Source organism: Actinoplanes sp. CA-015351 (assembly GCF_050955685.1).
Lineage (GTDB): Bacteria > Actinomycetota > Actinomycetes > Mycobacteriales > Micromonosporaceae > Actinoplanes.
This window is the reverse complement of the sequence record NZ_CP192102.1, coordinates 1,174,565-1,201,527: the sequence shown is the minus strand read 5'-3', so window position 1 is coordinate 1,201,527 and position 26,963 is coordinate 1,174,565. Positions and strand designations below refer to the sequence as shown.

At 68.6% G+C, this 26,963-nt stretch carries 25 protein-coding genes, 1 tRNA gene and 1 pseudogene; 9 read left to right on the top strand and 18 right to left on the bottom strand.

The features are described from left to right. Positions 1 to 17 precede the first annotated feature (17 nt). From ACQP2E_RS05535 to ACQP2E_RS05505, 7 genes are all read right to left on the bottom strand, one after another. On the bottom strand, positions 18 to 1,472 hold the full coding sequence (locus ACQP2E_RS05535; RefSeq protein ID WP_433828788.1) for an FAD-dependent monooxygenase: 1,455 nt from the start codon (positions 1,470 to 1,472) through the stop codon (positions 18 to 20). A 16-nt stretch (positions 1,473 to 1,488) separates the two neighbouring features. Continuing rightward, positions 1,489 to 2,835 (bottom strand): dipeptidase, encoded by a 1,347-nt coding sequence (locus ACQP2E_RS05530; protein WP_433833775.1) that lies wholly within the window; start codon positions 2,833 to 2,835, stop codon positions 1,489 to 1,491. Between the two features lie 26 nt (positions 2,836 to 2,861). After that, a complete protein-coding gene (locus tag ACQP2E_RS05525) occupies positions 2,862 to 3,944 on the bottom strand; it encodes a M48 family metallopeptidase (protein WP_433828787.1) in 1,083 nt (360 codons plus the stop codon). 96 nt (positions 3,945 to 4,040) lie between these two features. Next, complete coding sequence (locus ACQP2E_RS05520; RefSeq protein WP_433828786.1) at positions 4,041 to 5,555, bottom strand: cobyric acid synthase; 1,515 nt, start codon at positions 5,553 to 5,555, stop codon at positions 4,041 to 4,043. A gap of 22 nt (positions 5,556 to 5,577) precedes the next feature. Beyond that, the gene (locus tag ACQP2E_RS05515) at positions 5,578 to 6,543 is read right to left on the bottom strand and encodes a cobalamin biosynthesis protein (RefSeq protein ID WP_433828785.1); all 966 of its coding nucleotides are present in this window, start codon (positions 6,541 to 6,543) and stop codon (positions 5,578 to 5,580) included. Next, positions 6,510 to 6,977 carry a hypothetical protein gene (locus ACQP2E_RS05510; protein WP_433828784.1) on the bottom strand — a complete coding sequence of 156 codons (468 nt, stop codon included), beginning with the start codon at positions 6,975 to 6,977 and terminating at the stop codon, positions 6,510 to 6,512. The genes ACQP2E_RS05515 and ACQP2E_RS05510 overlap by 34 nt, the downstream gene beginning before the upstream one ends. A 263-nt stretch (positions 6,978 to 7,240) precedes the next feature. Then, positions 7,241 to 7,873: a single-stranded DNA-binding protein gene (locus ACQP2E_RS05505; RefSeq protein ID WP_433828783.1), complete on the bottom strand. Its 633-nt coding sequence runs from the start codon at positions 7,871 to 7,873 to the stop codon at positions 7,241 to 7,243. A gap of 176 nt (positions 7,874 to 8,049) precedes the next feature. Here ACQP2E_RS05505 and ACQP2E_RS05500 point away from each other — a divergent pair, with 176 nt between their 5' ends. The 3 genes from ACQP2E_RS05500 to ACQP2E_RS05490 all read left to right on the top strand — a co-directional run bounded on the left by ACQP2E_RS05500 (position 8,050) and on the right by ACQP2E_RS05490 (position 10,462). After that, positions 8,050 to 9,132: an alpha/beta hydrolase gene (locus ACQP2E_RS05500; RefSeq protein WP_433828782.1), complete on the top strand. Its 1,083-nt coding sequence runs from the start codon at positions 8,050 to 8,052 to the stop codon at positions 9,130 to 9,132. Positions 9,133 to 9,145: 13 nt separating this feature from the next. Then, positions 9,146 to 9,218: transfer RNA gene (locus ACQP2E_RS05495), tRNA-Arg, on the top strand. A 362-nt stretch (positions 9,219 to 9,580) separates the two neighbouring features. Then, positions 9,581 to 10,462, top strand: coding sequence for an SPFH domain-containing protein (locus ACQP2E_RS05490; RefSeq protein ID WP_433828781.1), 882 nt, complete (start codon positions 9,581 to 9,583; stop codon positions 10,460 to 10,462). 48 nt (positions 10,463 to 10,510) lie between these two features. Here ACQP2E_RS05490 and ACQP2E_RS05485 read toward each other — a convergent pair whose 3' ends face one another. From ACQP2E_RS05485 to ACQP2E_RS05470, 4 genes are read right to left on the bottom strand one after another with little or no spacing between them, the layout of a single operon-like run. Beyond that, entirely contained in the window at positions 10,511 to 11,692 is a 1,182-nt protein-coding gene (locus ACQP2E_RS05485) for an ABC transporter permease (protein WP_433828780.1), read from the bottom strand. Further along, positions 11,693 to 12,355 (bottom strand): ABC transporter ATP-binding protein, encoded by a 663-nt coding sequence (locus tag ACQP2E_RS05480; RefSeq protein ID WP_433828779.1) that lies wholly within the window; start codon positions 12,353 to 12,355, stop codon positions 11,693 to 11,695. After that, a complete protein-coding gene (locus ACQP2E_RS05475; protein WP_433828778.1) occupies positions 12,352 to 13,410 on the bottom strand; it encodes an efflux RND transporter periplasmic adaptor subunit in 1,059 nt (352 codons plus the stop codon). Before ACQP2E_RS05475 ends, ACQP2E_RS05480 begins: the two co-directional genes overlap by 4 nt. After that, positions 13,407 to 13,991 carry a hypothetical protein gene (locus ACQP2E_RS05470; RefSeq protein ID WP_433828777.1) on the bottom strand — a complete coding sequence of 195 codons (585 nt, stop codon included), beginning with the start codon at positions 13,989 to 13,991 and terminating at the stop codon, positions 13,407 to 13,409. Before ACQP2E_RS05470 ends, ACQP2E_RS05475 begins: the two co-directional genes overlap by 4 nt. An 88-nt stretch (positions 13,992 to 14,079) precedes the next feature. Between ACQP2E_RS05470 and ACQP2E_RS05465 the strand changes: the two genes are divergently transcribed. Further along, entirely contained in the window at positions 14,080 to 14,736 is a 657-nt protein-coding gene (locus tag ACQP2E_RS05465; RefSeq protein WP_111648120.1) for a response regulator transcription factor, read from the top strand. Next, positions 14,733 to 15,848 (top strand): sensor histidine kinase, encoded by a 1,116-nt coding sequence (locus tag ACQP2E_RS05460; RefSeq protein WP_433828776.1) that lies wholly within the window; start codon positions 14,733 to 14,735, stop codon positions 15,846 to 15,848. The genes ACQP2E_RS05465 and ACQP2E_RS05460 overlap by 4 nt, the downstream gene beginning before the upstream one ends. Before the next feature lie 9 nt (positions 15,849 to 15,857). Here the strand turns inward: ACQP2E_RS05460 and ACQP2E_RS05455 are convergent, their stop codons facing one another. From ACQP2E_RS05455 to ACQP2E_RS05435, 5 genes are all read right to left on the bottom strand, one after another. Next, complete coding sequence (locus tag ACQP2E_RS05455) at positions 15,858 to 16,172, bottom strand: hypothetical protein (RefSeq protein ID WP_433828775.1); 315 nt, start codon at positions 16,170 to 16,172, stop codon at positions 15,858 to 15,860. A 1-nt stretch (position 16,173) separates the two neighbouring features. Beyond that, positions 16,174 to 16,884, bottom strand: a complete 711-nt coding sequence (locus tag ACQP2E_RS05450; RefSeq protein WP_433828774.1) for a hypothetical protein — start codon at positions 16,882 to 16,884, stop codon at positions 16,174 to 16,176. Beyond that, entirely contained in the window at positions 16,868 to 17,242 is a 375-nt protein-coding gene (locus ACQP2E_RS05445) for a hypothetical protein (RefSeq protein ID WP_433828773.1), read from the bottom strand. The genes ACQP2E_RS05450 and ACQP2E_RS05445 overlap by 17 nt, the downstream gene beginning before the upstream one ends. Next, complete coding sequence (locus tag ACQP2E_RS05440; RefSeq protein ID WP_433828772.1) at positions 17,239 to 17,556, bottom strand: hypothetical protein; 318 nt, start codon at positions 17,554 to 17,556, stop codon at positions 17,239 to 17,241. Before ACQP2E_RS05440 ends, ACQP2E_RS05445 begins: the two co-directional genes overlap by 4 nt. Before the next feature lie 1,422 nt (positions 17,557 to 18,978). Further along, positions 18,979 to 19,257 carry a hypothetical protein gene (locus ACQP2E_RS05435; RefSeq protein WP_433828771.1) on the bottom strand — a complete coding sequence of 93 codons (279 nt, stop codon included), beginning with the start codon at positions 19,255 to 19,257 and terminating at the stop codon, positions 18,979 to 18,981. A gap of 1,022 nt (positions 19,258 to 20,279) precedes the next feature. On the opposite strand from ACQP2E_RS05435, the gene ACQP2E_RS05430 reads away from it, so the two are divergent. Beyond that, positions 20,280 to 21,728: an NF041680 family putative transposase gene (locus tag ACQP2E_RS05430; protein ID WP_433828770.1), complete on the top strand. Its 1,449-nt coding sequence runs from the start codon at positions 20,280 to 20,282 to the stop codon at positions 21,726 to 21,728. A gap of 9 nt (positions 21,729 to 21,737) precedes the next feature. Here the strand turns inward: ACQP2E_RS05430 and ACQP2E_RS05425 are convergent, their stop codons facing one another. Next, a complete protein-coding gene (locus ACQP2E_RS05425) occupies positions 21,738 to 22,763 on the bottom strand; it encodes a DMT family transporter (RefSeq protein ID WP_433828769.1) in 1,026 nt (341 codons plus the stop codon). 155 nt (positions 22,764 to 22,918) lie between these two features. On the opposite strand from ACQP2E_RS05425, the pseudogene ACQP2E_RS05420 reads away from it, so the two are divergent. Further along, positions 22,919 to 23,744, top strand: a pseudogene (locus ACQP2E_RS05420) (phosphotransferase). Positions 23,745 to 23,921: 177 nt separating this feature from the next. Continuing rightward, positions 23,922 to 25,151, top strand: a complete 1,230-nt coding sequence (serA, locus tag ACQP2E_RS05415; RefSeq protein WP_433828768.1) for a phosphoglycerate dehydrogenase — start codon at positions 23,922 to 23,924, stop codon at positions 25,149 to 25,151. Positions 25,152 to 25,193: 42 nt separating this feature from the next. Here the strand turns inward: serA and ACQP2E_RS05410 are convergent, their stop codons facing one another. Next, a complete protein-coding gene (locus ACQP2E_RS05410; protein WP_433828767.1) occupies positions 25,194 to 26,426 on the bottom strand; it encodes a hypothetical protein in 1,233 nt (410 codons plus the stop codon). Between the two features lie 70 nt (positions 26,427 to 26,496). Between ACQP2E_RS05410 and ACQP2E_RS05405 the strand changes: the two genes are divergently transcribed. Further along, positions 26,497 to 26,916 carry a hypothetical protein gene (locus tag ACQP2E_RS05405; protein ID WP_433828766.1) on the top strand — a complete coding sequence of 140 codons (420 nt, stop codon included), beginning with the start codon at positions 26,497 to 26,499 and terminating at the stop codon, positions 26,914 to 26,916. Positions 26,917 to 26,963 lie beyond the last annotated feature (47 nt).

Here is a 26,963-nt window from a genome sequence, read left to right as displayed (position 1 = left end):
CCAAAGGTCGATTTAAGTCACCGTGCCAAGGCGTAGCGGAACCGCAGCTCCGCCTCGGCGGGTTCGGAGCGGGCCGCTACGAAGCCGTCCGGGCGTACCAGATAAAGCAGGCCGGGACGCAGCGCCGTGCCCGGCGCAGCGGGGAAAAGATGCACAGGTATGCCCAGGTCAGGCACCTCTTCCGCGGTCACGTCGCCATAGGCGTGCACCTGCCACTCGGCGGCGCGCAGCACGGCGTAATTCGCGCCGCTCCAGGGCAGCCGGCGACCCACCACGGGGTCGCGCCGGCCCTCGGACGATGTCCCCCGATAGTGGATCCGCGTCTGCGACACGTATTGGAACAACCGCGACCCGGCCGACGAGCGCGGCAGCAGCCGAACACCGATCGGCGCGATCAGGGGCACAACGAGACGCCGCAGGGTACGCGCGGGAAGCCGGTTCGACGTGATCAGCCCGAAGAGCCAGTCCGTGGTGGCGACGAGCTTGCGGGCGACCGGGCGGCGTTCGGCCTCGTACCGATCGAGCCAGGTGTCCTTGGCCTTGCCGTGCAGCACGTCGGCGAGCTTGAAGGCGAGATTGTGCGCGTCCTGCAGGCCGGTGTTCATCCCTTGCCCGCCGACCGGCGAATGCACGTGGGCAGCGTCCCCGGCCAGGAAGAACGGGCCGTCCCGGAAGGCGGCGGCAACCCGGTGATGCACTTTGTACGTAGCAAACCATCGAGATTTTTCGTATTTAACGCCAAATGTTCGGCTGAGCCGGTGCCGGGCGTCTTCCTCATCCAGATCCGTCTCACCGACCGCGCCGATCAGCCGCCAGTTCGCCCTGCCACCCATCGGAAACGCGACCATGAAATCAGTCCCGTTCGGCCGAGCGTTGATCGAGTCCGCGACGAGGCCGGAGACACCCACAGCGTCCAGGACGAAGAACCGATGCGGGTTGGTGACCCCGTCGAACCCGATCCGGCGAGCCCGGCGGACCACCGAGTTCGCCCCGTCGCACCCGACGCAGAACCGCGCTCCGACCGTGTCATTGCCGATCTTCGCGGAGATACCCTGCTCGGTCTGCGTGACAGCGGTGACCGGGTTCTCCCAGTGCACCTCGCCGCCGAGTTTGCGCAGGTTGTCGTAGAGGATCTCCTCGTTGCGGCTCTGTTCGAGAATCTCGATGTACGGGTACGGAGTCACCGTCAACCCGAGCGGCCCGAGCGGGATCCGGCCGAACGCGCGAGGGCCGAAACCCGGCGCGAACGCCTCAGCCCGCCGGGCCGCTTCCAGCACCTGGTCACCGATGCCGAGTTGGTCGTAAATCTCCAGACTCCGTGCCTGTACGACGAGCGCCCGGGACTCCCGGGTCGGCCCGTCCTTCGTGTCCGTGACGATCACGTCCACGCCCAGGCGCGTCAGCCAGTTGGCAAGCATCAAACCGGTCGGACCGGCGCCCACCACCAGGACCTCGCACGACAACTCGGCCATCGGCCACCCCGCTTCACTACTTCGTCAGGCTCTCCGCAACGTTCTTGAGCAGCAGCGCCTCGGCGACGCAGACACGCTCGAACTCACCGAGGTGCAGGCTCTCGTCCGGTCCGTGGGCACTCGAGTGCGGGTCCTCCACGCCGGTCACGAGAATCGCCGCGTCCGGAAAGAGCTCCTGGAACGTGGCGATGAACGGGATCGAGCCGCCGACACCCATGTCGACCGGCTCGGTGCCGTCCCACGCGTCACGGAAAGCTGCCCGGGCCGCGTCGTACGCCGGCCCGGTCGCATCGATGACGCAGGGCGAGCCGTCACTTTCCAGCTCGACCTTCAACGAGGCCCCCCACGGAACATTCCGCTCCAGGTGGGCACTGATGGCCTTGAACGCCGACGCCGGGTCCTCACCCGGCGCCAGCCGCACGCTGATCTTCGCCCGCGCCGAAGGCTGCAGCGCGTTCGCCGCCTCCAGCGTGCGCGGGGCGTCGATGCCGAGCACCGCGATGGCCGGTTTCGTCCAGATCCGGTCGGTGATGGTGCCCTTGCCGATGAACTCGACGCCGTCGAGCATCCCGGCCTCGTGGCGGAACCGGTCCGCCGGGTAATCGACGCTGGCGCCTTCCCGGCCGACCAAACCGTCGACCGCGACCTCACCGGAGTCGTCGTGCAGCGTCGCCAGCAGCCGGGACAGGGTGATCAGCGCGTCCGGGACCGGGCCGCCGAACATGCCGCTGTGCACGGCACTTTTCAACACTCTGACCTCGGCGAACAGGTTGACCAGGCCGCGCAGAGAGGTGGTCAGCGCGGGCTGCCCGATGTCCCAGTTGCCGGAGTCGGCGATCACGATCACGTCGGACCGCAGCTCTTCCAGGTGCTCGTGGATGATCGTGTCGAGGGAGTCGGAGCCGTACTCCTCCTCGCCCTCGACGAAGACGACCACGCCGACCGGCAGCTGGTTGCCGAACGCGCGCAGCGCGGCGACGTGTGCCATCACGCCGGCCTTGTCGTCGGCGGCGCCCCGGCCGTACAGCCGGCCGTCGCGTTCCACCGGCTCGAACGGGTCGCTCGTCCACAGGGCGGGGTCACCGGCCGGCTGGACGTCGTGGTGCGCGTACAGCAACACGGTCGGCGCGCCGGCCGGGGCCGCCTTGCGCCCGATCACGGCCGGCTGGCCGCCGTGCCGCACGATCTCGGTGTCGAGCCCGCACCCGCGCAACAGCTCGGCGACCGCTTCGGCGGACCGCTCGACGTGCGCGTGATCGAAACCTTCAAAGGCGATGCCCGGGATCCGAACCAACCGTTCCAGGTCGGCACGGACGCCGGGCAACTCGCGCCGGATCGCGGCGCGCAGATCGGATTCACTCAGGCTCATGCCGCCGATCGTAGGCCCGATCAGTTCTGCGGCGCGCCCTCACCACCGTTGTCACCCTGACCGCGCCGCCGCGCGTCGCTCGCCCAATTCATCGCCCGGCCGGCAGCCGCGCCGGCCATGTCCGACGCCCCGCCGCCGACTCGGCGCAGCAGCCCGACCAGCGGGTCCTGCGAGTCCGAAAAATCTTTTTTGTACGCCGAAGCGGCCGCTTTCACATCCTCGGAGACCGACGAGGAACCGTCGTCGTCACGGCGCGGGTAGTCGCCGGCGAGGATCTGTGAGTATTCGCCGGAGTCGACCCACTTGCGCAGCTCGGCCGCGCGGGCGACCGGCACCGGGTGGGTGCTCCACGCGGTGATGCCGATCTTGTGGAAGCTGTCCCGCAGGTCGCCGCCACCCTCGTACTCGCCGGCTTGCTCCAGGAAGGCCGCGGTGTCGATCTGCGACAGGTCGCCGCCACCGGCGAGTTTCATCAGCAGGCGCAGCGAGGCGGCCGGGTCCTGGCCGGCGAGCAGACCGGCCCGATCGGCGGAGAGCTCCGCCTTGCGCCACCACTCCAGCATCGCCGCGATGATCGCCCGGAGCGCGATCGCGCCGACCGGGATCCAGCTGATGTTCGCCGCCCAGCTGGTCAGGATCGACATGATGGTCTTGTAGACGGCGTGGCCGCTGCGCACGTGGCCCAGCTCGTGCCCGAGCAGGGCGCGCAGCTCGTCGTCGTCGAGTTTCTCCACCGCACCCGTGGTGATCACGATGAACGGCTTGTCCAGGCCGATCGCCTGACCGTTGATAATCGGGTTCTGGGTGACGTAGAGCTCCGGCAGGTCGGGCACGTCGAGCGTGGCCGCAGCCTCGGTGAAGCGCTGGTAGACCCGTGGGTACTGCCGGTGGTCGACGCGGATCGAACCGGCCAGGAAGGTGAGCCGGAAACCCCGCTCGTTCCACATGCCGAAGAACGTCTTCACGACGTCGTCGAAGCCGCGCAGCTCGCGCAGAGCGGAGAGTGCGCCGCGATCGGCCGGATGCTCCCAGGCACGTGAACTGATGCCGGTCAGGGTCACCCGGCGCCGCACCGGCTGGGTCGCGTCGTCGGAAGTCGTCATCGATCTCACCCCGATCCCCGCCGCTCACGCGGCAGTCATGGCTGCGTGGGACCAACGTACGCGCGGAACGCAACCACTGTCGTCAGGGATGAACCCCTACGGGGACCCGGGTGGTACGAACGGCAAACCGGGCGGCGCGCCCTTCTCGATCAGCCGCAGCAGAGCCCCGGTGTCCAGGTGCTCCTCGACCAGATCACCGAGCACGTCCAGAGCGCGCTCGCGGATCGCCGCATAACGGGTGTCCGGCGCGACCGTGAACCCGTGCCGGCCGGCCTGCGCCGCCGCCCGGGTCAGGAACCGGCGCCGGAACTCGTCCGACTCGAACGCCCCGTGCCAGTGCGTGCCATGAACATTTCCGGACACGGCACCCTCAGGACGGCCGTCGTCGTAGTGCAGGAACGGCTCCGGGCCGCCCGATGACACGTACCCATGATGAATCTCGTAACCGCGCGCCGGCGCACCCAGGCCGGCGCCCGACGAGCGTCCGAGGGTCTTGCGCGCTGCGAACGTCACCTCGACCGGCAGCAGTCCAAGACCGGACACCGAGCCGCGCCGGCTCTCCACCTCATCGTGGATTCGTTCGCCGAGCATCTGGAATCCGCCACAGATGCCGAGCAGCGGTTTTCCCGTGGCGGCGTGCGCGCGGACCGCGTCGGCCAGGCCCGTCTCCCGCAGCCAGGCCAGATCACTGACGGTCGCCTTCGATCCGGGCAGCACCACCAGGTCGGCGTCGGCGATCTCGGCCGGCTCGGTCGTGAGCCGCACCTGGACACCCGGTTCGGCAGCGAGCGCCTCGGCGTCGGTGGCGTTCGAGACACGCGGAAGCCGGATCACCGCGACACGCAGCCACTCGGCGCCGCGCGGCGGACCCGGACGGCCGAGAATCCGCCCGTAAGCCAGCGAATCCTCCGCGTCCAGCCAGACGTCGGAATGGAACGGGAGCACACCGTGGACCGGCCGCCCGGTCACTTCGGTGATCATGTCGAGACCCGGCTGGAGCAGACCCAGATCACCACGAAATTTGTTTACCACAAAGCCGGCGACCAGCTCCTGATCCTCGCGGGAAAGCAGCGCGAGCGTCCCGAAGAACGCCGCGAACACTCCACCGCGGTCGATGTCCCCGACGACCAGAGCCGGCATACCGAAGTGGCGCGCCAGCCCCATGTTGACGAAATCGCCGTCTCGCAGATTGATTTCCGCGGGGCTGCCGGCGCCCTCGCAGATCACCGCGTCGTATTCGTTTCGCAGCTCGGCCAGGGCCGCGTAAGCGGTCTCGGCGAGCCGCGGCTTCATCGACCGATAGTTACGGGCGGTGGCCGTGTCGACCGCCTCCCCCATGAGAATCACCTGGCTGGACCGGTCGCTGCCCGGTTTCAGCAATACCGGGTTGAACCGCAGATCAGGCTCGACACCACATGCCGCCGCCTGCATGGCCTGGGCACGCCCGATCTCACCGGCCCGCCCGTCAGGCCCCAGAACAACCACCGAATTGTTCGACATGTTCTGCGCCTTGAACGGCGCGACCCGAACCCCGCTGCGATGAAGCCAGCGGCAGATCCCCGCTGTCACAACAGTTTTCCCGGCGTCCGATGTAGTACCAGCGATCAGCATTTTCTGTCAGCCCGTCGTCTTGTCAGCGCCGTCGCCACAGGGCGGCCACGGCTGCCAGAGCCGCCGCTGCCGCACCGACCGCGCCGGACACGCGGGCCGCCCGGCGCAGGTGCGCGGCACCCGGGCGGGGGCCGTCGCCGAGGAACGGCCGGGTCTCGCTCCGACCGAAATAGACGTTTCGTCCACCCAATCGGACACCGAGCGCGCCGGCCATCGCCGACTCGCACTGGCCGGCGTTCGGCGACGGGTGGTCGTTGCGGTCCCGCCGCCAGACTCGCAGCGTCTCCCGGGGCGAACCGCCCGCGATCGGCGCCACCGCGATCGTGAGCAGGCCGGTCAGCCGGGACGGCGCCAGGTTAAGCAGATCGTCGAGCCGGGCCGACGGCGTACCGAAACGCGCGTAGCGCTCCGACCGGTGGCCGACCATCGCGTCGAGCGTGTTGGCGGCGCGGTAACCGAGCAGACCGGCCGGCCCGAGCAGCGCGCCCCAGAAGAGCGGCGCCACCACAGCGTCCGACGTGTTCTCGGCGACCGACTCGACGGTCGCGCGAGCGAGCTCCGGCTCGTCCAGCGCCGACGGATCCCGGCCGCACAGATGGCTGAGCCTCTCGCGGGCGGCAGGCATGTCATTTTCGGTCAGGTGCCGGCCCATCGCGCGGCTTTCCCGCCGCAGGGTACGCGCGCCGAGCACCGTCCACGTGGCAGCAGCCGTGACCACGAACCGGGCCACGGGGCGCCCACGGGTGGCCCGCGATGCGGCGTACCCGGCAAGCACCGGCACACCGACCGCGACAGTCGTATAGAGCGCACCGGCAGCACGGCCGGGCCGATAGACCCGCCGCTCCAGCGCACCTGCGGCAGTCCCGAACCCGGCGACCGGGTGGAACCGCCGTGGATCGCCCACCACCGCGTCGAGCAGGTAACCGGCGATCAGCCCGGCAGCGTCAGCGGACGTCACCGGCCGAACGGCGTCAGATCGAACGCCCACACGGCCAGGCCGGACGCCTCCTCCGGTCCCTCGGGGAACGGCACCGGCTCCAGCTCACCCCAGACGATCGAACCGGGCGCCCGATCCTCGAGGAACTCGACCACGATGGCCCGCAGATCATCGGTCACCTGGTACGGCGTATCGAACGGCAGATCGTTCGCCTTGCACGTCCCGGCCGAGCACCGAAGCTGCCCGGCGATGGCGTCGTGCCAGACGTAAAACGTCGCGGAGCCCTGATGCCCGGCGCCGGCTATCTGTTCACGCAGCACGAAAGCCGCCTCCTCGAACGTGGCGACGACCTCGTCCGCGGACAGGCTGATGCGCTCGTGTAGCGGCGCACCGAACCAGTTCGTGTTCGCGTTCTCGGCGGCCGGGTCTTCCGGCGCCAGCACCACCGGTTCGCTCACGATGGCGCGGATGTCCTTCAACAGCACGCGTCCAGTTTGCCGGGTCGAGGCGACAGATACCCACTCGGGCCGCTCCGACTCGTGGGCGGAAGCGTCGGCACGATCGGCCCATCCCTATCGACGGAACCTGTCCACGAGGGCAAAGTCGGCATACCGACCTGCTTTTCGATGAGGTAAATCCGCAACCGGCGGCCCGGCCCGATGACCCCTACCGGGCCGGGCCGCCGGGCGCCACCGCGCCGGAGACATGCGGGAGACAGTCCTCCGGGCGGCGGCTATCCGGGAATGCCTCAGGCCGCGACCGGCTCCCGCTTGGCGCCACGCCGGCCACGCCGCGGTTCGTCCGCCGGAATCGGCGGCATCTCGGGCGTGTCGCCGGTCTCGTCATCCTCGGGTTCGGCCAGACCGGCCACGACCTCCAGGAAACCGGGCGGCACCTCGTCGGGGATTCCTTCTCCGTACGTCACCGGCGCCTCCGACCCGTCCAGCGTGACCGAGTGCTCACCGAGCACCTGCGCGTCAGCTTCGGAGTCCTCGACCATGGCGAGCGACGCCGCCGGCTTGTTGCGATAGAACTTGCCCCGGCCCCGGCTCAGGTCGTGACCGACGGCGAAAGCCTCCATTTCGTACGAGACTCGGTTCTTCTTCTCCTCGTCCACCCAGTCCCGGGTGAAGATCCGGCCGTAGACGATCACCGGATCGCCGACGTGGACCGACGACGCCACACCCTCGGCGAGTTTGCGCCAGGCAGTGACGCGCAGGCGCATCGTGTTGCCGTCGACCCAGCGGGCGGCATCCCGGTCGTAACGGCGTACCGTCGAAGCGACCCTGAAGTTCGCCACGAGCTGCTGGGAATTGGTGGTGCGCCGCCATTCCGGCGCGGTGAGCACGTTGCCGACGATCACGATGTTGGTCTCGTTCACGTTTCCTCCTCAGGACGTCGAGCGCATCGGACGGCGGCCAGCTTGGCCGGTTCCGGGCCGAGCCGGCGGATCTTGCGGTCGCGGCCTGTGGACAACGCCGAACTGTGGACGACGCGCCGATACGGAGGTCGATCTGTTACGGCGCGTCGCCGCGTACTGGTGGGTAGCCTGAGTTCGTGGAGACCGATGTTCTGGGATGGCCGTACGAGCGGCACACGATTGACCTGGGCCGCGACGACGAGGGACCGGTCGTGGCGACCCTGGTCCGGCGCCGGGCCGAGCAGCCGACCCGGCGGGCCGTGCTGCACGTCCACGGTTTCGTCGACTATTTCTTCCAGACCCATCTGGCCGACTTCTTCGCCGAGCGAGGCTGGGATTTCTACGCACTGGACCTGCGTAAGTACGGCCGCAGCCTGCTGCCGCACCAGACGCCGAACTTCACCCGCACCCTCACCGAGTACTTCCCGGAGCTGGATGAGGCGACCCGGATCATCCGCGAGCAGGACGGACACGACCAGCTGCTGGTCACCGGCCACTCGACGGGCGGCCTGATCACCTCGCTGTGGGCGCACGCGCGCAACGGTCAGGGCCTGGTCGACGGCCTGTTCCTGAACAGCCCGTTCTTCGACTTCAACATGCCGTGGTTCATGCGCCGGCCGATGCTGTCGATGATCCTGGCGGTCAACGGCCGGTCCCCGTACCGAAAGATGCCGACCTCGTCGCTGGGCCTGTACGGGCAAAGCCTGCACAACGAGCACCACGGCGAGTGGAGCTACGACCTCACCTGGAAACCGATCACCGGCTTCCCGGTCACGATGGGCTGGCTGGAAGCCATCCGCCGCGGCCAGCAACGGCTGCGCGCCGGCCTGTCGATCGACGCCCCGATCTTCGTGGCCTGCTCCGACCGCACCTTCCGCGGCAAGGAATGGCACGACGACGTACGCGTCACCGACGCCGTCCTTGACGTGGATCACATCACTCGCTGGTCACCCGGCCTGGGCCCGCGCGTGACGATCGCCCGCTTCGACGGCGGCATGCACGACCTGACCCTCTCGGGCAAGGAAGTACGCACCGAGGTGTTCCGTGAGCTGGCCCGCTGGACCGACGCCTTCCTCCCGGCGCCGGGCACTCCGGAGGTCGAGGTCCCGACCGCACCCGAGGACCAGGCAGACGTAGCAAAGGTCCTGGAAGCAGCCGAGGCCGCAGTCGAGCACGCCGCAGCAGACGAGGCGGACGACAGATCCGGCACGACCGCCTAGTATGTGCAGGCCAGCGCTCGTAGCTCAGCGGATAGAGCAACGGACTTCTAATCCGTCGGTCGCAGGTTCGAATCCTGCCGGGCGCGCCTCTCACAAGCGGCTTTGACCTTGCAATCCACGGCGGTTGCAGGGTGCCGCTTGACCGTTCCGTCCAGATCTTGGAGACCTGTGGGTGCCCAGACCACCACAGGTCTCCGCAAAGCCAGCACTTTCCACTTTGCGGTGGCAGCGCGTCACCAAAGGTGCTCCCAGACAGCCGGAGGTCGACACGCCGTCCGGCGGTCCCGGCAACTCGTGAGTTCGCGGTCGATCGGACGGCCAAACGGCACAAGATCTTTGAACAACGCCGCGCCAGCGCGTGTTTGATCGGGTTCGCCAGGTTGGCGGCATGGTGGATCAGCTGCCCTACCGTGGGGGATAGACGCACCCCCACCGTGAGGATCCCCCTTTGTTCGTCTTCGGCCTCGTGCTTGCCGCCGTCGCACTCATCGCCCTTCTCGCCGCCGTCAGTGGCAAACTCCCCAAACCTCGCACCGCCTGGCTGACCTTCACCGCCAGCCTCGTCGCCGCCGTCGGGTTCCTCATCGCCTCCTGCATCACGGTCGTGCCGACCCGGAACGTCGGCATCGTCACCAGCTGGAACAAGCCGACCGGCCGGACCACCGGCGCCGGCCTCCAGTGGACCGCGCCGTGGCAGGACGTCGACGAGTGGGACGCGTCCGGGCAGACCTACGCCCACCTCGGTGAGGGCTGTGTCTGGGTGACGATCGCGGCGCAGCGCCGGGCCTGCATTCCGGTACAGATCGAGTGGTCGGCCAAGGCGGAGAAGGCGCCGGAGAACTGGGCTGCCTACCGCGAGGTCGATGGCAAATCGCGGTTCGAGGTGTTCGTCGAGCGCCGGGTCAATCCGCAGATCAACGGAGCGATGACATCGATTTTCGCCTCGTTCGATCCGCTCGGCGCGGTTGATGTGACAAGCGGTGACGCGCCGGCGCCGGATCTGAACAAGACCTACAAGGAGCCGCTGATCACCGCGCTCACCGGTGAGCTCGGTGACGAGATCGTGGTGAAGTCGGTGGCGTTCGAGTCGCCGCGTTATGACGACCCGACGACGCAGGCCATCGCCGCGTACGGTCAGAAGATTCTCGAAGCCCGCAACCTGGAGATCGACAAGGCGAACGCGAAGACCCGCGCCGAAATCACCCGGACCGATGCGAGCGTCGACCAGGTGGCTCGCTGCCTGCAGATCGCCGAGAAACTCGGCAAGGAGCCAGGCCTCTGCATGGGCACCGGAGTCTCTCTCACCCGTCCGGTCGGTCAGGCCGACTAAAACCCTTTTTGGGTACGGGAGAAAGCGCATCTCCCGTACCCAAGAAGGTCATGCGGCAGCGAGTGCCTCGGTCGGCGCAAGCCGAGCGGCTCGGATCGCGGGATAGAGGCCGGCTATCGCGCCGATCAGCAGGGTGGCCGCGAGGCCACCACCGATCGCCCAGAGCGGCACCACCATCGGCCAGGACTGAGTGCTGGCGTAGATAAGCGTGACCGCGAATCCGCCCAGCACCCCGGCGGCGCCGCCGAGCAGTGACAGCAGCAGTGACTCGGCGACGAACTGGGTGCGGATCTGGCCCCGGGTGGCGCCCAGCGAGCGGCGCAGGCCGATTTCGGCGCGGCGTTCCAGCACCGAGATGACCATGGTGTTGGCGACGCCGATGCCGCCGACCAGCAACGCGACCGCGCCGAGTCCGAGCAGCAGCGCGGTGAACGTCTGGCTGGCGGCGCGCTGTGCGAACAGCGCGTCGGACGGGTTGGAGACGTCCACCTCGTCGGGGCTCTGCGGGTTGGCGGTGGCCGCGAGAACCGACCGGACCGCCTCCACCTTCGCCTCGACGGCCCGGGTGTAAACCGTTGTGGCATGCCCGTCGAAGTCCAGGTAGGACTCGGCGGCGGCCCAGCCGATCAGCACGGCGGTGTCGAGTTCCGACGCGAGCGGCACGTTCTTCAGCACACCGACGACCGGGTAACGCCGCCCGTCGATGTAGACGGCCGGCACGTCACCGAGCCGTTTCGCCGCGGTGGCGCCGAGCACCACGGCCGGGTATTTCGCGGTGGCGGCGTTGAGCCAGGTGCCGCCGGCCAGTTCGGCGCCGACCGTTTCCAGCAGGTCGAGCTGGGTGGCCATCAAGGCGATGCCGCTGGTCTCACCCGCGGGGATCCGATCGGTGCGGTACACCGGCGTGCCGGAGACCGTGCCGGTCGCGGTCGCCGAGGTCACCGGGCCGATTCGCTTGATCATCGAGAGGGCTTCGTCGGGCAGGCTGGCGTCCTCGCCGAACATCGTCTGGCCCGGCGAGACCCGCAGCATGTTGGTGCCGAGCGCGTCGAGCTGCCGGTCCAGCTCGGCCCGGCTGGACTCCGAGATGCCGACCACGGCGATCATCGCGGCGATGCCGATCGCGATGCCGAGCGCGGACAGCACCGCACGCAGCGGCCGGGAGCGAAGACCGTACCCACCCAGCCTGACCAGGTCAGCCGCGCCTAGAGGCGCCGGTCGCAGGGCCATCTAGATCACCTGCCCGTCGAGCATCGGCACCTGCCGCGGCATCGAACCGGCGATCTCGTGATCGTGAGTGATCACCAGGACGGTGGTCCCGGCCGCGTGCAACTCCCGCAACAGCTCGACCACCCCGGCGCCGGCGTGCGAGTCGAGGTTGCCGGTGGGTTCGTCGGCCAGCAGCACCGCAGGTTCCCCGGCCACCGCCCGCGCCACCGCGACACGCTGCTTCTCCCCACCGGAGAGCTGATGCGGCCGATGCCGCAGACGATCACCAAGACCCACCCTGACGAGCGCGGCCTCAGCGCGCCGCTCCCGCTCCTTCTTGGGTACGCCCATGTAGAGCAAACCGTCAGCCACGTTGGCGACCGCGTCCCGTCCCGGCGCCAGGTGGAACGACTGGAACACGAAGCCGATCTTGCGGGCTCGCAGCGCGGACAGTTGCCGGTCGGAGAGGCGGGCCACGTCGTACCCGTCGATCCGCACGGTTCCGGTGGAGGGCCGGTCCAGTGTGCCGATCAGGTGCAGCATCGTGGACTTGCCGGAGCCGGACGGGCCGACGATCGCGATGAGTTCGCCGTGCTCGACGGTCAGGTCGACGTCTCGCAGAGCCGTCACACCACCGGCGTACTGCTTCGTGACGCCTTCGAGGTGGATCACCGGGCCGGTCATTCCGGTACACCGACCTTCATGCCCTCGGTGAGGCCGGTGCCGCTGACCTCGACCCGGCCGTCGGCGAACAGCCCCGTCTCGACGGCCACGATCCGGGTGGTGGTGCCGTCGACGACCTGTAGCCCGTACCCTCCCTCGGAAAGCGCGAGAAGCGCGCTGACCGGAACCGTCAGCACGTTCTCACGCTGGGAGGACGTGAAGTCCACCGTCACACCGGCGTCGTCAAGGCCGCTCGGCGCCTTGTCGAAACTGATCGTCAGGGTGAGTACGGTCCGGTCTTCCTCGGACGGGTTCTCGGCGGTCTCGATGGTGCTCACGATGCCGGCGATCCGGCCGGTCACCGTCTTGCCGTCGGGCAGGGTCACGTCGACCTTCGCGCCCTTCCTGGCCAGCCGCTGATCGTCGACCTCGAGCTCGACCGTGGCGACCTGACGAACCCCGGCGACCCGGAGGATCTCGGTGCCGGGCTGGGCCGCGTCGCCTTTCCCGGCCGTGACGGAGTCGACGCGTACCGCGGCCGGCTGATAGACAACCCGGCCCAGCTCGACCGTGCCGGTCTCGGGCAGACCCAGGTCGTCCTGCCAGTCCTCGACCGCGCCGGCGGTCGCCGAGGTGTACTCGTCGTCGACGGTGAAGCCGCGGTATCCGAGCGCCCACAGGTTCTTCTCGAACTGCAACACATCAGCGCCCTCGACCCCGGACGACAGATTTCGGTACGCGGGCAGCTTGCCGTAGAGCAGCACCACCGGATCGTTGTCGAGGGCGTACAGCGGCTTGCCCCGTTTGACCGTCGAACCGTGCGCCGCCAGCGACGTCACCGTCCCGTTGAGCCGGGTGGCGACCGCGACCGGGTCGCCGTACCCGAGCGAGCCGTTGTGGCTCTCCTTGTCGACAAGCGTCTCCTTGCGGATGTCCGCGGTCGCCGCAGGCAGGTCGCTCTCCGGCTGCGCGCCGGCCTCGCCCTCGGGCAGGCCGGCCACGAACACGGCAGCGGCCGCCGCTCCCGCCGTCAGCACCGCGGCGACCGCCGCCGTGGTCCGTCCCCGCCGGCTCATTCCCCACCACCACCCTGAACTCCGGTGCCGCGCTCGTCACTGCCCTTCGGCATGTACTGCGAGCACTTCTGCTCGGCCTTGTCGAACGCCGGGTCGCCGGGACCACCGACCTTGCTGCCGTCGATCTGAATGCCGCCATCCGGGTTCGGATCCGGGAATTCAGGCACGCCGTTCTCCCTCATGCACTTCGCCATCTGCCGGGCCATCTCCAGGTCTTCGGCGCTCATCGGCTGCTTCTCCCCGCCGTTCGGCGCCCACTCGCGGCAGGCCTGCTCGGCCTTCTGCATGTCTTCCGGCGTCACACCGGCCGGCAGATTGATGGTGATCCGGCCCTTGCTGTCCGGATTCGGGTCGGGGAACCAGGTCATCCCGTTCTCGCGCATGCATTTCGCGTACTTGAGGGGTGCGTCCGAGTCGTCGCTCGTGGCCGCGCTGGGTGATGAGCTCGCGGCGGCGGGCCCGCTCTGGGCCGTCGCCACATCCGGGCTGCCCGTCTCGTTCGGGGCACAGCCGCTCACCATCGCCGTTACCAGCGCGCTCGCCGCGAGCACCATCGTGGTCCTCATCGTCGTAGGTCTCATGTCTGGCAGTGAAGTCCCGGCCTGGTTTCCCGGGCGTCACGGAAAACGATGACGGCGAATTGACACGCGGCCGGGCCACTATGGAGACATGCGGATCCTGGTGGTGGAGGACGAGCCGCTGCTCGCCGACGCGGTGGCGCTCGGCCTGCGGCAGCAGGCGCACGCCGTGGACGTCGTCTACGACGGCGGCTCGGCCCTGGAACGGATCGACGTCAACGACTACGACGTGGTGGTGCTGGACCGCGACGTGCCGGTGGTGCACGGCGACAAGGTGTGCGCGGTCCTCGCCGAACGCAAGGCGGACATCCGAATCCTGATGCTGACCGCCGCCGCCGGGATCGACGACCGGGTCACCGGTCTGGCACTGGGCGCCGACGACTACCTGCCGAAACCGTTCGCCTTCCGGGAGCTGTCGGCCCGGGTCGCCGCCCTCGGACGCCGCGCCCGGCCGGCCGCACCGCCGGTCCTGCGCCGGGCCGGGATCAGCCTCGACCCGTACCGCCGCGAGGTGCACCGCGACGGCCGGTACGTGCCGCTCTCGCGCAAGGAGTTCGCCGTGCTCGCCGAACTGCTGCGAGCCGACGGCATCGCGGTCTCCGCCGAGACGCTGCTGGAGAAGGCGTGGGACGAGAACGCGGATCCGTTCACCCACGCCGTACGCATGACGATCTTGAAGCTCCGGCGCAAGCTCGGTGACCCGCCGGTGGTGCTGACCGAACCCGGAGTGGGGTACAAGATCCGATGAAACTCACCGTGCGCGGCCGGCTCACCCTCGTGTACGGCGGGCTCTTCGTCATCGCCGGGCTCGTGCTGCTCGGAGCGATCTACGTCCTGGTCGACCAGAGGGCTCCGTCGGCCGGCGGCGCGGTGCTGACAGACCGTCTGGTGACACCACCCGACGAAGGCGAACGCTATTTGCAGAAGGTGGTCGAAGGCACCCAGGCGAGCACCCTGCACACCATCCTGACCCGGGGCGCTATCGCTTTTGCCCTGGTCAGTGCGGCAACGATCGCCCTCGGCTGGCTGATCGCCGGCCGGATGCTGCAACCGTTGCACCAGATCACCGCGACGGCCCGCCGCATCGCCGAGTCCCCGGCCGCCGACCGCGGCCTGCACGAGCGGATCGCCCTGGACGGCCCGGACGACGAGGTGAAGCGGCTGGCCGACACGTTCGACCTGATGCTGTCCAGGCTCGACCAGTCGTTCGACGGCCAGCGACGATTCATCGCGAGCGCGTCCCACGAGCTGCGCACCCCGCTGACCCTGAACCGAACCCTGCTCGAAGTGACCCTGGAACCGGAGACGGCCTCCCCGGAGATACGCCAGCTCGGCACCACACTGCTGTCCATCAACGACCGCCACGGCCGGCTGATCGACGGCCTGCTCCTGTTGGCACGCTCGGACCGCGAGGTGACCGAGAGGTCGTACGTGGACCTCGCCGACATCGTCGATCACGTGGCGGTGTCGGACACCGTGAAGGTCGTGACGGATCCCGGTGAAGCGGCGGTCCTGGGCGACCCGGTGCTGCTGGAACGCCTGGTGGAGAACCTTGTGGAAAACGGCATCCGCCACAACGTCCCGGCCAACGGCTGGGTCAGGGTGACGTCCCGGACGCGCCTGGACGGCTGGGTGGAGCTGCAGGTGGGCAACACGGGTCCGGTGGTGCCGCGGTACGAGGTGCCGGGCCTGTTCGAGCCGTTCCATCGCTATGGCACGGAGAGACTCGCGTCCCCGGGGGCCGGGCTGGGTTTGTCGATCGTGCGAGCGGTGGCGAGGGCACACGGGGGAGAGGTCCGAGCCGACGCCCGAGACGAAGGCGGCCTGATAGTTACGGTGCTGCTGCCCCGGGCACCCTGAGCACTGGGCTCAGATGTCATCTCTTTTGATGTCATCTAGCCGCTGCGTGGCCTCGGTGATCGCTTCTGCGCGCTCCTCGTCGCTGAGCCCCGCTTGATGCTCCTGGAAGGTCTCCATGGCTTGCAGCAGCGGTCCCGAGTAGGCCGACGTGCGGGTGACGTCTCGCAGGCTGATGCGACCGCCGAGCACGTCGCGTGCCATCTCCGCCAGGGCAGGACCGGCCACGCCGTCCCGGAGCGTTTCGAGGTTCCGGCGCAGTTCCCTGGCGAGCCGGCTGTTGCCGGTCATCGCTTCCAGCTCCTGCTCCACCGCGTCGTCGGTCAACTCATGCTCCCGGCTTGGCGTAGGCGCCCGCGGGCAGCGGCATGGTGGTCAGGTTCCCACCCCGGTAACCGAGGGTCATCCCGGTGCCGAAGATGCCCAGGATCATGCTGCCTGCCGTGTTGATGATGATCGAGGCCTTGTTCAACTTCGCCAGAATCTCAACGACCTGCAGGGCCGCAACGCCGTAGCCGACCCCCGCACCGACGCCGGTAGCCGCACCCGCCGCAGCCGCGATGGCACCGATGAGGAATCTGTCCGCGATGGCCTGAAGAATGTTCCCCAGCTGATTCGACAGCTGCCACGCTCCGAGGGCGGCCTTCTGGTAACCCTGCTCGATCTCTTTGAGGTCGATCTGCTGACCGTTCAGCGCAGCGGCGAAGTCGAGAAAATACTGACGGGCGGCATCAGCGGCGTTGCCATCCCAGTGCTCATCCAGCTCGATCACGCCGTTGCGGACGTTGATGCCGAGTTCATCGAGGCACGCGGCAAGCTGCCCCACGGCCTCGCCGAACTTCCAGATCGCGTCCCACTCGCCGGTCAGAGCATCGGTGAAGTACCCGAAGACGTCGAAGCCGGTAGCGGCCTCCACGCCCTTGTTGATCCAGGCCGCGGGACTCACGTAGTTGAAGAGATCGACCGGGTTGACGAAGCCCTGGCTCCAGCTCTCATCCGGCAGGGACGGCGCTGTGAGGTGACTAGTCGGCTCGGGCATGCCCCATCCCCCGTGTCGGCTCGGTCTCGTACTCCCAGGACCCGCCTCGCGGCACCCCCGGATAGGTCGCGTCGATCTCGGCAGCGGATCGGGTGTCGGTCCGCTCGTACTCGTCCGCGGCGTTGCGAACAGCCCGCTGAGACTCGATGCCCAGAGTCTTGAGATGGGCCAGCAAGCTGTGCAGCTCGGCGACGATCACCCGGTGTCCCGGCGCCGCGAAACCCATCAAGCCCTGCTCGTGGAGAGTGAGTTCTCCGTACGTCGAGATGTAGCGATCGGCCTCTTCAGCCACCTGGTCAACGTCGCCTAGCTGCCGCGCGTAGTCCCGCAGCGCCATCGGCTCCACCCGGAAAGTCATACCGGCGTGATCCTGTTGACGATGATGACGGCAGCGACCAACAGTGCCATCCCGATTGCCGCCAACAGCAGGCTGCGCCGCCAGAGCCGGGCGGTCGCGGTCTCATCAGTGGTCCGGTGCAGCTTGACCGCGTCGATGAACGAGTAGACGAAGGCCGCACCAGGCAGGAGCACGATCGGCCACCCGATTATCGGAATGGGGTAACCCGTCGTCGTGCTCACCACCAGGCCGAAGACAACAAGCAGGTAGACGCCCGTCAAGAAGAAGGCGAACTTGCCCGCACTGCGCTGCATCTCCAGTCGAGGATTGACCACAAGGCGTCCCTTCCGGCGGCGGCCTGGCATCGGAGGCTAGCAACTGACCCGCTAAGATCACCGTCCCGCAAACCAACGGGCATCGATCGCAGCGACCTTCTTGCCTGGTACACGCCGCGCACCCAGGAGGGGTTCAAGTCGATCTCAATCGGTGATGCTGGTTGGGCGCGCCGGCTGCCGTCGAACCCGCGACCGACGGAGTAGGGGATCCGCCGGGCGCTCTGTCCCGCTTTGCCCTCCGCCGCAGGCACCCCGCCCCCGCTGCCCCGCGCCGCGCCTCCCCGCGCCGCACCGCGCCGCCTGGCGCCTCCCCGCGCCGCCCCGCGCCGCCCCGCGCCGCCTGGCGCCTCCCCGCGCCGCCTGGATCTTGTGGAATTCCCCGCAGACGTGACCGCACAACTCCGCAAGATCGAACAGGCCCGGCCGATCTTGCGGAGTTGCGCGCAAACGGTTCGCCGAACTCCACAAGATCCGTGAAACACCGGCATTTACCACGTCGAAACTGTGCAGCACCGCGTGCACCACGTCGAAACTATGCAGCACCGCGTTGGCCGAACCGCGGAGACCGCTGGGGCATAGAACACCCACGAGTCTCCAAGATCCGGCACGTCCCCCGTTGCGGTGGCAGAGCGCCATCACAAAACTCACCAAATACCCGAAACCGAAATGCCACGGATGACCGTCTCGCAAACTCGTGCACTCGTGGTCGATCGGACGGCCAAACCGCACAAGATCGCCGAACGCGCTCAGCGATTCGAGCGGCACGACGCGTCTGGCACCTCGCACCCGAGAAACCGCCCCACCGCCCCGAACCCGCTACAGCTCCACAAACGGCGAAACCCGAGAGGTAACAAAATGGGGTGACCGCGATGAGCTGCTGCCCGACTGAACGCGCGTCAGGGGAGCAAGCACACCGCCGGGCTCACTGCAGCAGGGAAACGATCAAGCGGGACCCTGCAACCGCCAAAGATTGCAAGGTCAAAGCCGCTTCTTGAGGGCGCGCCCGGCAGGATTCGAACCTGCGACCGACGGATTCGAAGCCCGTTGGTCGCAGGGCGGGCAACCCATTCGGCGTGGAAGCGGGTCGCGCTCCCGCGCTGATCGACTTGTGCCGATCAGCGCGGCTCGAAAGCACACCTCAGGCAAGAAACGTGGATGGAAGCACACGATCGCCGGCATTCGAGTGGTTGAGGGCGCACGGTTGGCGTTTGTGTGACCTCATCCGGCCAGGGCGTGGACGCGAGAACACGGAGCCGTTGTGTGCGACTCCATCCGCCCCGATTACCGAGCCCGATCAGTGCCTGTCTCGCTACTCCAAGATCGAGCTGTGGCATGCGGTTCGGCGGAGCCGGGCCCGGATCGTCGTGGCCCGCGAAGACCAGAGGGTGAGGTGCCCGCAATGCGGGTCCGCAATGAGCCGAGTCATTGGCGGGCGCCATCACCGGCATAGCTGAAGATCTTCTCCTGCGTCATCCGGATCCAGGCCGTGGCCCACGCCGGCTCCCGCCCATACCGAGCCGCAGCGCTCGCGACCTCGGCGGCCGCGCCGTCCATCACTTCGGTAGGTCCCTCCAGCATCACCATCACATGATCCGGTCCGTCACCCCGCATGACCACCAGCGATGCCCACGGATGCGCAGCAAGGTTGGCCAGCCGGACCGCACCGCTGATCGTCGGGAACCATACGGCCCGCTCCTGCAAGACCAGACTCGTCGGCGCGGCATGGGGACGCCCATCCGCCCGCGTGTGGCCAACACTCCATACGCGCCCGGGCCGAGCAGAGCAGCAATCTGAGCTCCACTCATGCGGTTCTCCACCGGGAAGGACGATGTCGTCGCTGCTCCGGCCCGGTCGAAAGAACGCTCCTGTAACTCGACGAGCCATGCCTCATCAGCAGTCATGTGCTGATCGTCATGGTTGAAGCGAGCTTCAGGTCAAGTCGGCGCCTCGATGTCCACCCGCCGATAACAGGTTGAGAGACAGCCGCTCAGCTTGCCGTTTAACCTCCGGCTCGAACCCAGCGCCGCGGTAGGCCAGCCCGTCGCGTCATCAACGGCGACTGCAGCGAGTGCCGGCCGATGCGCCGGGGTACGGGCAGAGACGGGACCAAGCGCGCCTTCTTTGCGTCAGATCAATGTATCTGGCCATGCGAAGCGCGGGCGAATGCGGCCCGGGAGCAAGCAAGACTGCATGGCAAGCCAGTTGATACTGGGGATGTGAACCTTCGTCCTGAGACATGGCATTACGGGCTAGCCGTTCTACTGACGGTGGTGGGGAGTGGCGGTCTGCTCGCCGCCGCCATCCGCACTCGCGCCAGCCGTCTGCCGAGTCCGGGTACATACTGGCCGCTGCTCCTAGTGCTGCTCATGTGGACGGGCGACGCGGCAGCGGGTGAAGGACGTCCCCCGTTCGAGCGGGCGGGAAAGGGAGCGATTGCCGTACTGCTGTGGATCAGCCTTGCTATCGCCGTCTTGCGTCGCCGACGGCATCGGAACACGACAAGGCCTGCCACTCCAGCGCCGGTACCGGGCCCGCGGGAAGGACACGACACATCGACGCCCACTCACCCTTAACAACCTTGAATATACCCTTCTGACTGGCTCACCATTTTCGGCAAATCCGCGCGTTCGTAGGGCCCGCCTTCGACCCGACAGGCGGTGATGCAGCGTCATCCGGTGCGGGTGGGGCGCGTCCCGCACCTATCGACGCTCGTTGTGGCGGTCATGGCTTACCGGGCAGAAGCAGTCGATGTGCTGACGGGATTCCGTGAGCAGCTCTACCGATGCTTGACCCGGCGGGCTGATGCCTTGTTCGAGCTGGCCGACGCACTGCTGTGCACTGACGGGCCGGTCAAGACCTTGGTCGGGTTATCGCTGGCTCCGGAGCACCGGCGTGGCCACGGCGCCATGTATGACGCGCTCAACGCGGGGCGCATCGACGTCGAATCGCTGCGCCGGCAGGTGGCAGGTCTGCCGTTGCCGCGGGCGGCGGACGGCCGCCTGGTCCTGGCGGTGGACGTCTCGCCGTGGCTGCGCCCGGACGGGAACTGCAGTCCGCAGCGCTCGTTCTGCCACACCTACGGCCGCGGCAAGGACGAACACCGGATGATTCCGGGCTGGCCGTACTCGATCGTCGCCGCCCTGGAAACCGGACGGACCTCCTGGACCGCCCTGCTCGACGCGATCCGCCTGCCGCCCGGAGCGGACATCACCACCATCACCTGTGCGCAGGTCCGGCAGCTCGTCGACCGCCTCACCGAGGCCGGTCAGTGGAAGCCCGGGGACCGCGACATTCTGATCGTGCTGGACGCCGGCTACGAGGCGCCGCGTATCGCCTGGCTGCTGCGTGATCTGCCGGTGGAGATCCTGGGCCGGATGCGCTCGGACCGGGTGTTGCGCCGCGCGACCCCGCCGCGGGTCTACAACCCTGAGGGTGGTCGGCCGGCCAAGCATGGTGGTGAGTTCGTCTTCGGTGACTCCGCCACGTGGGGCGTCGAGCAGGCGGTCACGGTCACAGACACCCGGCTGTACGGCCAGGTGAAGGCGCAGGCCTGGGACCGGCTGCATCCGCGGCTGACCCGTCGAGCGGCCTGGGTCGGCCACGACGAGGCATTGCCGATCATCGCGGGCACGGTCATCCGGCTCACCGTCGACCACCTGCCCAGCCGCGGCGAACCGAAGCCGCTCTGGCTGTGGTGGTCCAAGGTCGATGCCACCGATGCTGACGTGGACCGCTGCTGGCAGTCGTTTTTGCGCCGCTTCGATATTGAGCACACCTTCCGCCTGCTGAAACAGACGCTGGGATGGACCGCCCCGCAGCTCCGGGAACCTGCCGCCGCGGACCGGTGGACGTGGCTGGTGCTAGCCGCGCATACTCAGCTGCGCCTCGCCCGACCCTTCGCCGAGGACTTGCGCCGGCCCTGGGAGCGCCCGGTGCCGGCGGAACGGCTCACCCCGCCCCGGGTAAGGCGGGGGTTTCGGAACCTGTGTGCGACCAGCGCCTCGCCAGCTCGTGCGCCTAAACCGAGCCGGCCCGGTCCGGGACGCCCGTCCGGCTCCCACAACCGGCACGCCGCTACCCGTCACGACGTGGGACTGATGCTGGTCACCGGCCAGGCGCATCAACGGCCGAGCCATCACAAGAAGGGCACCAAGCCCCGCCGAACTGGTTAAACGACAAGCTCAGGGGCCTGCCGCCTCCGGAGCTTTGACGCCTCGCTCGGTAGCCCTGTCGTCAACCTCGTTGCCATCCGCCGGCCCCGGAACGGCAGGCCCCTCACCAGGCGCAGCCACGACCTCCCGACGATCGCCGGCCCGATCGCCGGCCTGGCCGCCGGCCCGGGCGTCGGCCCCGTCGTCGGGGCGGTTCTCGGCTGGCGCTGTGGTTCGGCGGGCCAGGCCCACCACTCCCCAGCCCATCACCACTGCCGCCACGCCCACCGCGACCATCCCGAAAGCCCCGAACCGCACCCGCTCGTCGAACAGCACCACCCCGGCCAGCGCCGCCACCAGCGGATTGCTGACGCTGACCGTGGCGAGCGGCGCGGCCAGTCCGGCGCCCTTGTACGACAACTGGCCGAACAGGTAACCACTGATCGAAAACGCCACCACCATCGCCAGCGCCAGCGTCGACACAGCCGAAAACCCGCCGCTCGTGAACGACGCCAGCACCGCCTTGGACAGCACCGACGCGATCCCGAAAGCCACACCGGCCGCCCCGGCGAGCAGCATCGCCCGCGCGCGAGGCCCGGCCCACCGGTCCGGGCGAGGGCCCACCCACCGGGCAGCCAGCGCGCACACGAAGACCACGCCCGCGGTGATCATGCCGAGCACTCGCACGTCCCCCGAACCCAGCAACGCCGGGCCGGACGCCTCCACGGACAGCAAGAGAATCACCGCTAGTCCGAAAACGGTCAGGCCTGCGTCGATCCAGGACGCCCGGCTGACCGGGGTTCGGTATCGAATCACCTGGATCGGCAGCGCGAAGATCAGGGTCAGGGTGCCGAGCGCCTGGACGACGGCGACGGTCCCGAAGTTGAGCGCCACCACGTGCAGCGCGACACCGGCGCCAGTCAGCAGCAGCGCGACAGCCCAGCGGGACAGGCCGCGATGCCCGCGCTCGGCGAGACGTTCCTGCGCGACGGCGGCGATCGCATAACTGGCGGCCGAGAGCAGCGAAAGACCCACAGCCCAGCCCAGCGCCCCCATGACCCACCCCCGACCGCCAGCGAAGACCGGCAAGGACCCCTCGCTCCATCGACCATACCGAGCGCCGCCCACCGGTTACCCCGCACAACCGGACGAAACACCCACCTGGGAAATTCCGTTTCGCCGACCACCCGCAACCTGCCAGCATCGCCCGCATGGTGATGGCGAGTGGCGTGCGCATCAGCTGGGCGGATCTACCCGGCCACATTCGCGACCGGGTCGAGCAGATCATCGGCGGCGACCCGGTGGTCGAGGCGCTTTCACAGACCGGCGGCTTCTCCCCCGGCACCGCCGATCGGGTCCGCACCGCCGACGGCCGCCGCGCTTTCGTGAAGGCCGTCTCCCCCGCCCAGAACCCGGACTCCGCGAGGATGGCCCGCCGCGAGGCCCGGATCGCCGCGCTGCTGCCGGAACACGCACCGGCCCCTCGGATGCTCGGAACCTTCGAACAGGACAATTGGGTCGTACTCATCCTGGAGGACGTCGCCGGCTCGCATCCGCGTACCCCGTGGGTGGAGAGCGAGATCGAGGCGGCCGCGGCCGCGCTCGCTCAGCTTGCCCGGGCACTCACGCCGGCGCCTGATCTTGATCTTCCTCGGGTGACCGATTACGTGGCGTCCGATTTCGCCTGCTGGGCCAAGCTCGCCGCCGATCCGCCCACCGACCTCGACCCCTGGCTGACGTACAACCTCGGCGCGCTGCGCGCGGCCTCCGAACACGGCCTCGCCGCGATCTCGCACGGCGACACGCTCGCTCACTGCGACATCCGGGCCGACAACCTCTTGGTACGCACGGACGGCCGCATAGTCATCGTCGACTGGCCCTGGGGCAGCTCGGACCGGGGTGATCGCCGGTTTCACCGGTTACTTCCACTGGCAGTCCCGGCTGCCGCCGCCTGCGGGCCTGCCGACCGTGCGGGCGTTCCAGAGATTCCAGGGTGACGCCCTGGTGCCGTGGCTACGCGCCAGGCTGACGCGCTGACCCACAAAACACAGAAACACGACTGAACCACACCCGCTGCCGGGCCGTAACAGTTACCGCATTGACCGGCAGGTGGGACCTCAAGCACACCGCGCCGGACCGCCCCGCCTCCCGGACTAGGCTTGACCACCGTGAACTGGGCTTCGGCGTGGCGGCCCGGAAGCAGCCCACCGAAACATGGAACGGAAGATGATGATCGATCAGGCCAAGGTGCGAGTCCTTCTTCTGGAGAGCATCCACCCCGACGCGGTTTCCCGGCTCGAGGAGGACGGTTTCCAGGTCGAGTCCCTGCGCAACGCCTTCGACGAGGCTGAGCTGATCGAGCGTATTCCCGGGGTGCACCTTCTCGGCATCCGCTCCAAGACCCAGGTGACGGCGAAGGTGCTGGAGGCCGCCGACAGCCTGGTGGGCATCGGCGCGTTCTGCATCGGCACCGACCAGATCGACCTGACGCACGCGTCGGCGTCCGGCGTGGCCGTCTTCAACGCCCCGTTCTCCAACACCCGTTCGGTCGTCGAGCTGGCGATCGCCGAGATCATCGCGCTGACCCGCCGGCTCACCGAGAAGAACACGCTGATGCACCAGGGCGTGTGGGACAAGTCGGCGGACGGGTCGCACGAGATCCGCGGCCGCCGCCTCGGCATCATCGGGTACGGCAACATCGGCACCCAGCTGTCGGTGCTCGCCGAGAACCTCGGCATGTCGGTCTCGTTCTACGACACCGCCGACAAGCTGGCGCTGAGCAACGCGCACCGCTGCGCCAGCCTCGAGGAACTGCTCGAGACCAGCGACATCGTCACCATGCACGTGGACGGCCGCCCCGGCAACGCCGGCTTCTTCGGCGCCGAGCAGTTCGCGAAGATGCGCCCCGGCAGCCTCTTCCTCAACCTGTCCCGCGGCATCGTGGTCGACCACCTGGCGCTGCGTGACGCGCTGAAGAGCGGCCACCTGGCCGGCGCCGCCGTCGACGTCTTCCCGAAGGAGCCGAAGGGCCGGGGTGACGAGTTCATCTCCGAGCTCCGCGGCCTGCCGAACGTGATCCTCACGCCGCACATCGGTGGCTCGACCGAGGAAGCACAGTCCGACATCGGCGGTTTCGTGGCGAACAAGCTGGCGAAATTCGTGACCGAGGGCAACACCACGCTCAGCGTGAACCTGCCCGGCGTCTCCCTGCCGGAGTCGCCCGGACTGCACCGCATCGTGCACGTCCACAACAACACGCCGGGTGTGCTCGCCCAGGTCAACCGGATCATGGCGGAGCACAACGTCAACGTCGAGGGTCAGATGCTCAGCACCCGCGGCGAGTACGGGTACCTGATCACCGACATCGCCGCCGGTTACGCCGACGAGGTGCTCGTTCAGCTCCGCGCCATGGAGCAGACGGTCCGCCTGCGCGTTCTGGACTGAGTTGGGGAAAGATGCCGCCGGGGTGCTCCCCGGCGGCATCTTTCATTTGGCGTTCTCGACAGTCAGCAGGGTTATCGGCGCGACCGCGTCGACGTCGTAACGGTCGGCGTTCTGCCAGTCCTTCGGCGTGAGCGTGGAGCCGGGCGGAACATCCCGGAGAGTACGAGCACCCGCCGTGACGGTTGCCGCGCCACCGCCCACCTTGACCCGCACCGGGCTGCTGGCCGGAGCCCGCAGCAGCAGCTCCTCCACCCCGCCGGTGATCTTCATGGGCACGGTTCCGGTGGCCTTCGCAAGGGTCACCTCGGCCCGGCGGGTTCCGCCCACCACTTCGATCCCGCTGACCCGGCCCTCACTGAGATCCAGGACGCGTTCGGCCGCGTACCCGGAGAATCGCAGCGTCCAGCGCACCTCGGCGGCGAGCAGGACCTCGATCTCCCCGCCGGTTGCGGTGTCGGTGTCACGGGACAGGTCGACGCGTACCGCGTCGTCGCGCAGCTCCGCGTTCGGGTAGATGCCGGCGCCCTCGGCCGCGCTGATCCGGTACAGGTCGGTACCGAGGTCGGCGATTCGCACGCGTACCCGGTCGGTCGCCGCCAGCAGCTCGAACGATCCGATGGTCCGCCCGTCGAGCGGCGCGCTGACCACCGCCTGACTGGTGCTGCCACCGCCGTTGCCGAGCTGGAGCATCTCCGGAATCTTGGAGTCCGGCCCGGAGTAGTAGACGATCCCGGTCAACGCGATCGCTGCCAGCGCCACCACGCCGAGCACCGCCATCCCGACCGTCACGGCCCGCGACTGCCGCGGCCTTTGCGGGGGTACGACCGGAGCCGGCGCCGTGTCGGACCACACGACCGGCTCGTCCCAGACAGGTGCCAGCCGGCCCTCGTTGTTCCCGGACCACGGCGGCGGGGCGTCGAAAGCGTCCACCGAGGACGCCGGCCGGTTGGCGGGTTCGAAGGTGATCGGCGCCCAGGAGCTGGTCGCCCAGTGTTCGACGGGCGGGTCCAGGATGGGTGCCGGCTCGGAGCCGGCCTGAGCAGGGCCGGGAACGGGCGGCCAAGGCGCTTCAGCGGGCCGCGGAGCAGGAGCGGTGTTCCACGGGCTCTGTTCCGGCGTGACGACAGGCAGCGAGCCGGAGGCGCCACTACTGCGCCGGCCGCCACCGATCGGTCCGTCACTGAATCCGAACGAGGCCCGCCCAGGCCCACTGGGCGAGGCCGGCCCAAAATCGGGCGCCGGCTTCGCGGGCAGCGGCCTCGCGGGTGCCGGCACGGCTGCAGGAGCCGGTTTGACTGCGGGAGCCGGTTTGACTGCGGGAGCCGGTTTGACTGCGGGAGCCGGTTTGACTGTGGGTGCGGGCACCGGGTCCGCGTCCCCGGAGCGGGAGGCGAAACCAGAGCTTGACGCCGAACCAGAGCCTGACGCCGAACTGGAAGCAAAACCTGAGGCCGAGCCCGGAGCAGGACTCGACGCTGACAGGGACGAGAATCCGCTGGACGACCGTGACGAGGACCGGGGCGTGAGTCCCGAGGCCAGCCGCGCCGACGTCCGGGCGGGCAGCCCGGTCGACGCGCCACGTGACTCCTCAGGCGCCTTCTTCTCGGCGGCTTTCCTGGCCGGCACGAACGGCTTGGGCATGAACGACTCGTCATCTGCCACAACGGGCACCTCAGACGACCCCGGCGCCCCCGCGCCGAACCATCCGCCCTCTGGGGCTTCGGACTGTTTCGCCTCTGGCATCGTCGCCCCCGGACGACGCTGAGGCAGATCGGTGTCGGTCACGGCCGGATCGGACGGCGTGCCGACAGC

Excerpts from the sequence above, each read along its gene's own strand:
- ACQP2E_RS05535 (WP_433828788.1), bottom strand. The coding sequence starts at position 1,472 with ATGGCCGAGTTGTCGTGCGAGGTCCTGGTGGTGGGCGCCGGTCCGACC.
- ACQP2E_RS05525 (WP_433828787.1), bottom strand. The coding sequence starts at position 3,944 with ATGACGACTTCCGACGACGCGACCCAGCCGGTGCGGCGCCGGGTGACC.
- ACQP2E_RS05520 (WP_433828786.1), bottom strand. The coding sequence starts at position 5,555 with ATGCTGATCGCTGGTACTACATCGGACGCCGGGAAAACTGTTGTGACA.
- ACQP2E_RS05485 (WP_433828780.1), bottom strand. The coding sequence starts at position 11,692 with ATGGCCCTGCGACCGGCGCCTCTAGGCGCGGCTGACCTGGTCAGGCTG.
- ACQP2E_RS05480 (WP_433828779.1), bottom strand. The coding sequence starts at position 12,355 with ATGACCGGCCCGGTGATCCACCTCGAAGGCGTCACGAAGCAGTACGCC.
- ACQP2E_RS05475 (WP_433828778.1), bottom strand. The coding sequence starts at position 13,410 with ATGAGCCGGCGGGGACGGACCACGGCGGCGGTCGCCGCGGTGCTGACG.
- ACQP2E_RS05470 (WP_433828777.1), bottom strand. The coding sequence starts at position 13,991 with ATGAGACCTACGACGATGAGGACCACGATGGTGCTCGCGGCGAGCGCG.
- ACQP2E_RS05465 (WP_111648120.1), top strand. The coding sequence starts at position 14,080 with ATGCGGATCCTGGTGGTGGAGGACGAGCCGCTGCTCGCCGACGCGGTG.
- ACQP2E_RS05460 (WP_433828776.1), top strand. The coding sequence starts at position 14,733 with ATGAAACTCACCGTGCGCGGCCGGCTCACCCTCGTGTACGGCGGGCTC.
- ACQP2E_RS05450 (WP_433828774.1), bottom strand. The coding sequence starts at position 16,884 with ATGCCCGAGCCGACTAGTCACCTCACAGCGCCGTCCCTGCCGGATGAG.
- ACQP2E_RS05445 (WP_433828773.1), bottom strand. The coding sequence starts at position 17,242 with ATGACTTTCCGGGTGGAGCCGATGGCGCTGCGGGACTACGCGCGGCAG.
- ACQP2E_RS05430 (WP_433828770.1), top strand. The coding sequence starts at position 20,280 with ATGGCTTACCGGGCAGAAGCAGTCGATGTGCTGACGGGATTCCGTGAG.
- ACQP2E_RS05425 (WP_433828769.1), bottom strand. The coding sequence starts at position 22,763 with ATGGGGGCGCTGGGCTGGGCTGTGGGTCTTTCGCTGCTCTCGGCCGCC.
- serA (WP_433828768.1), top strand. The coding sequence starts at position 23,922 with ATGGAACGGAAGATGATGATCGATCAGGCCAAGGTGCGAGTCCTTCTT.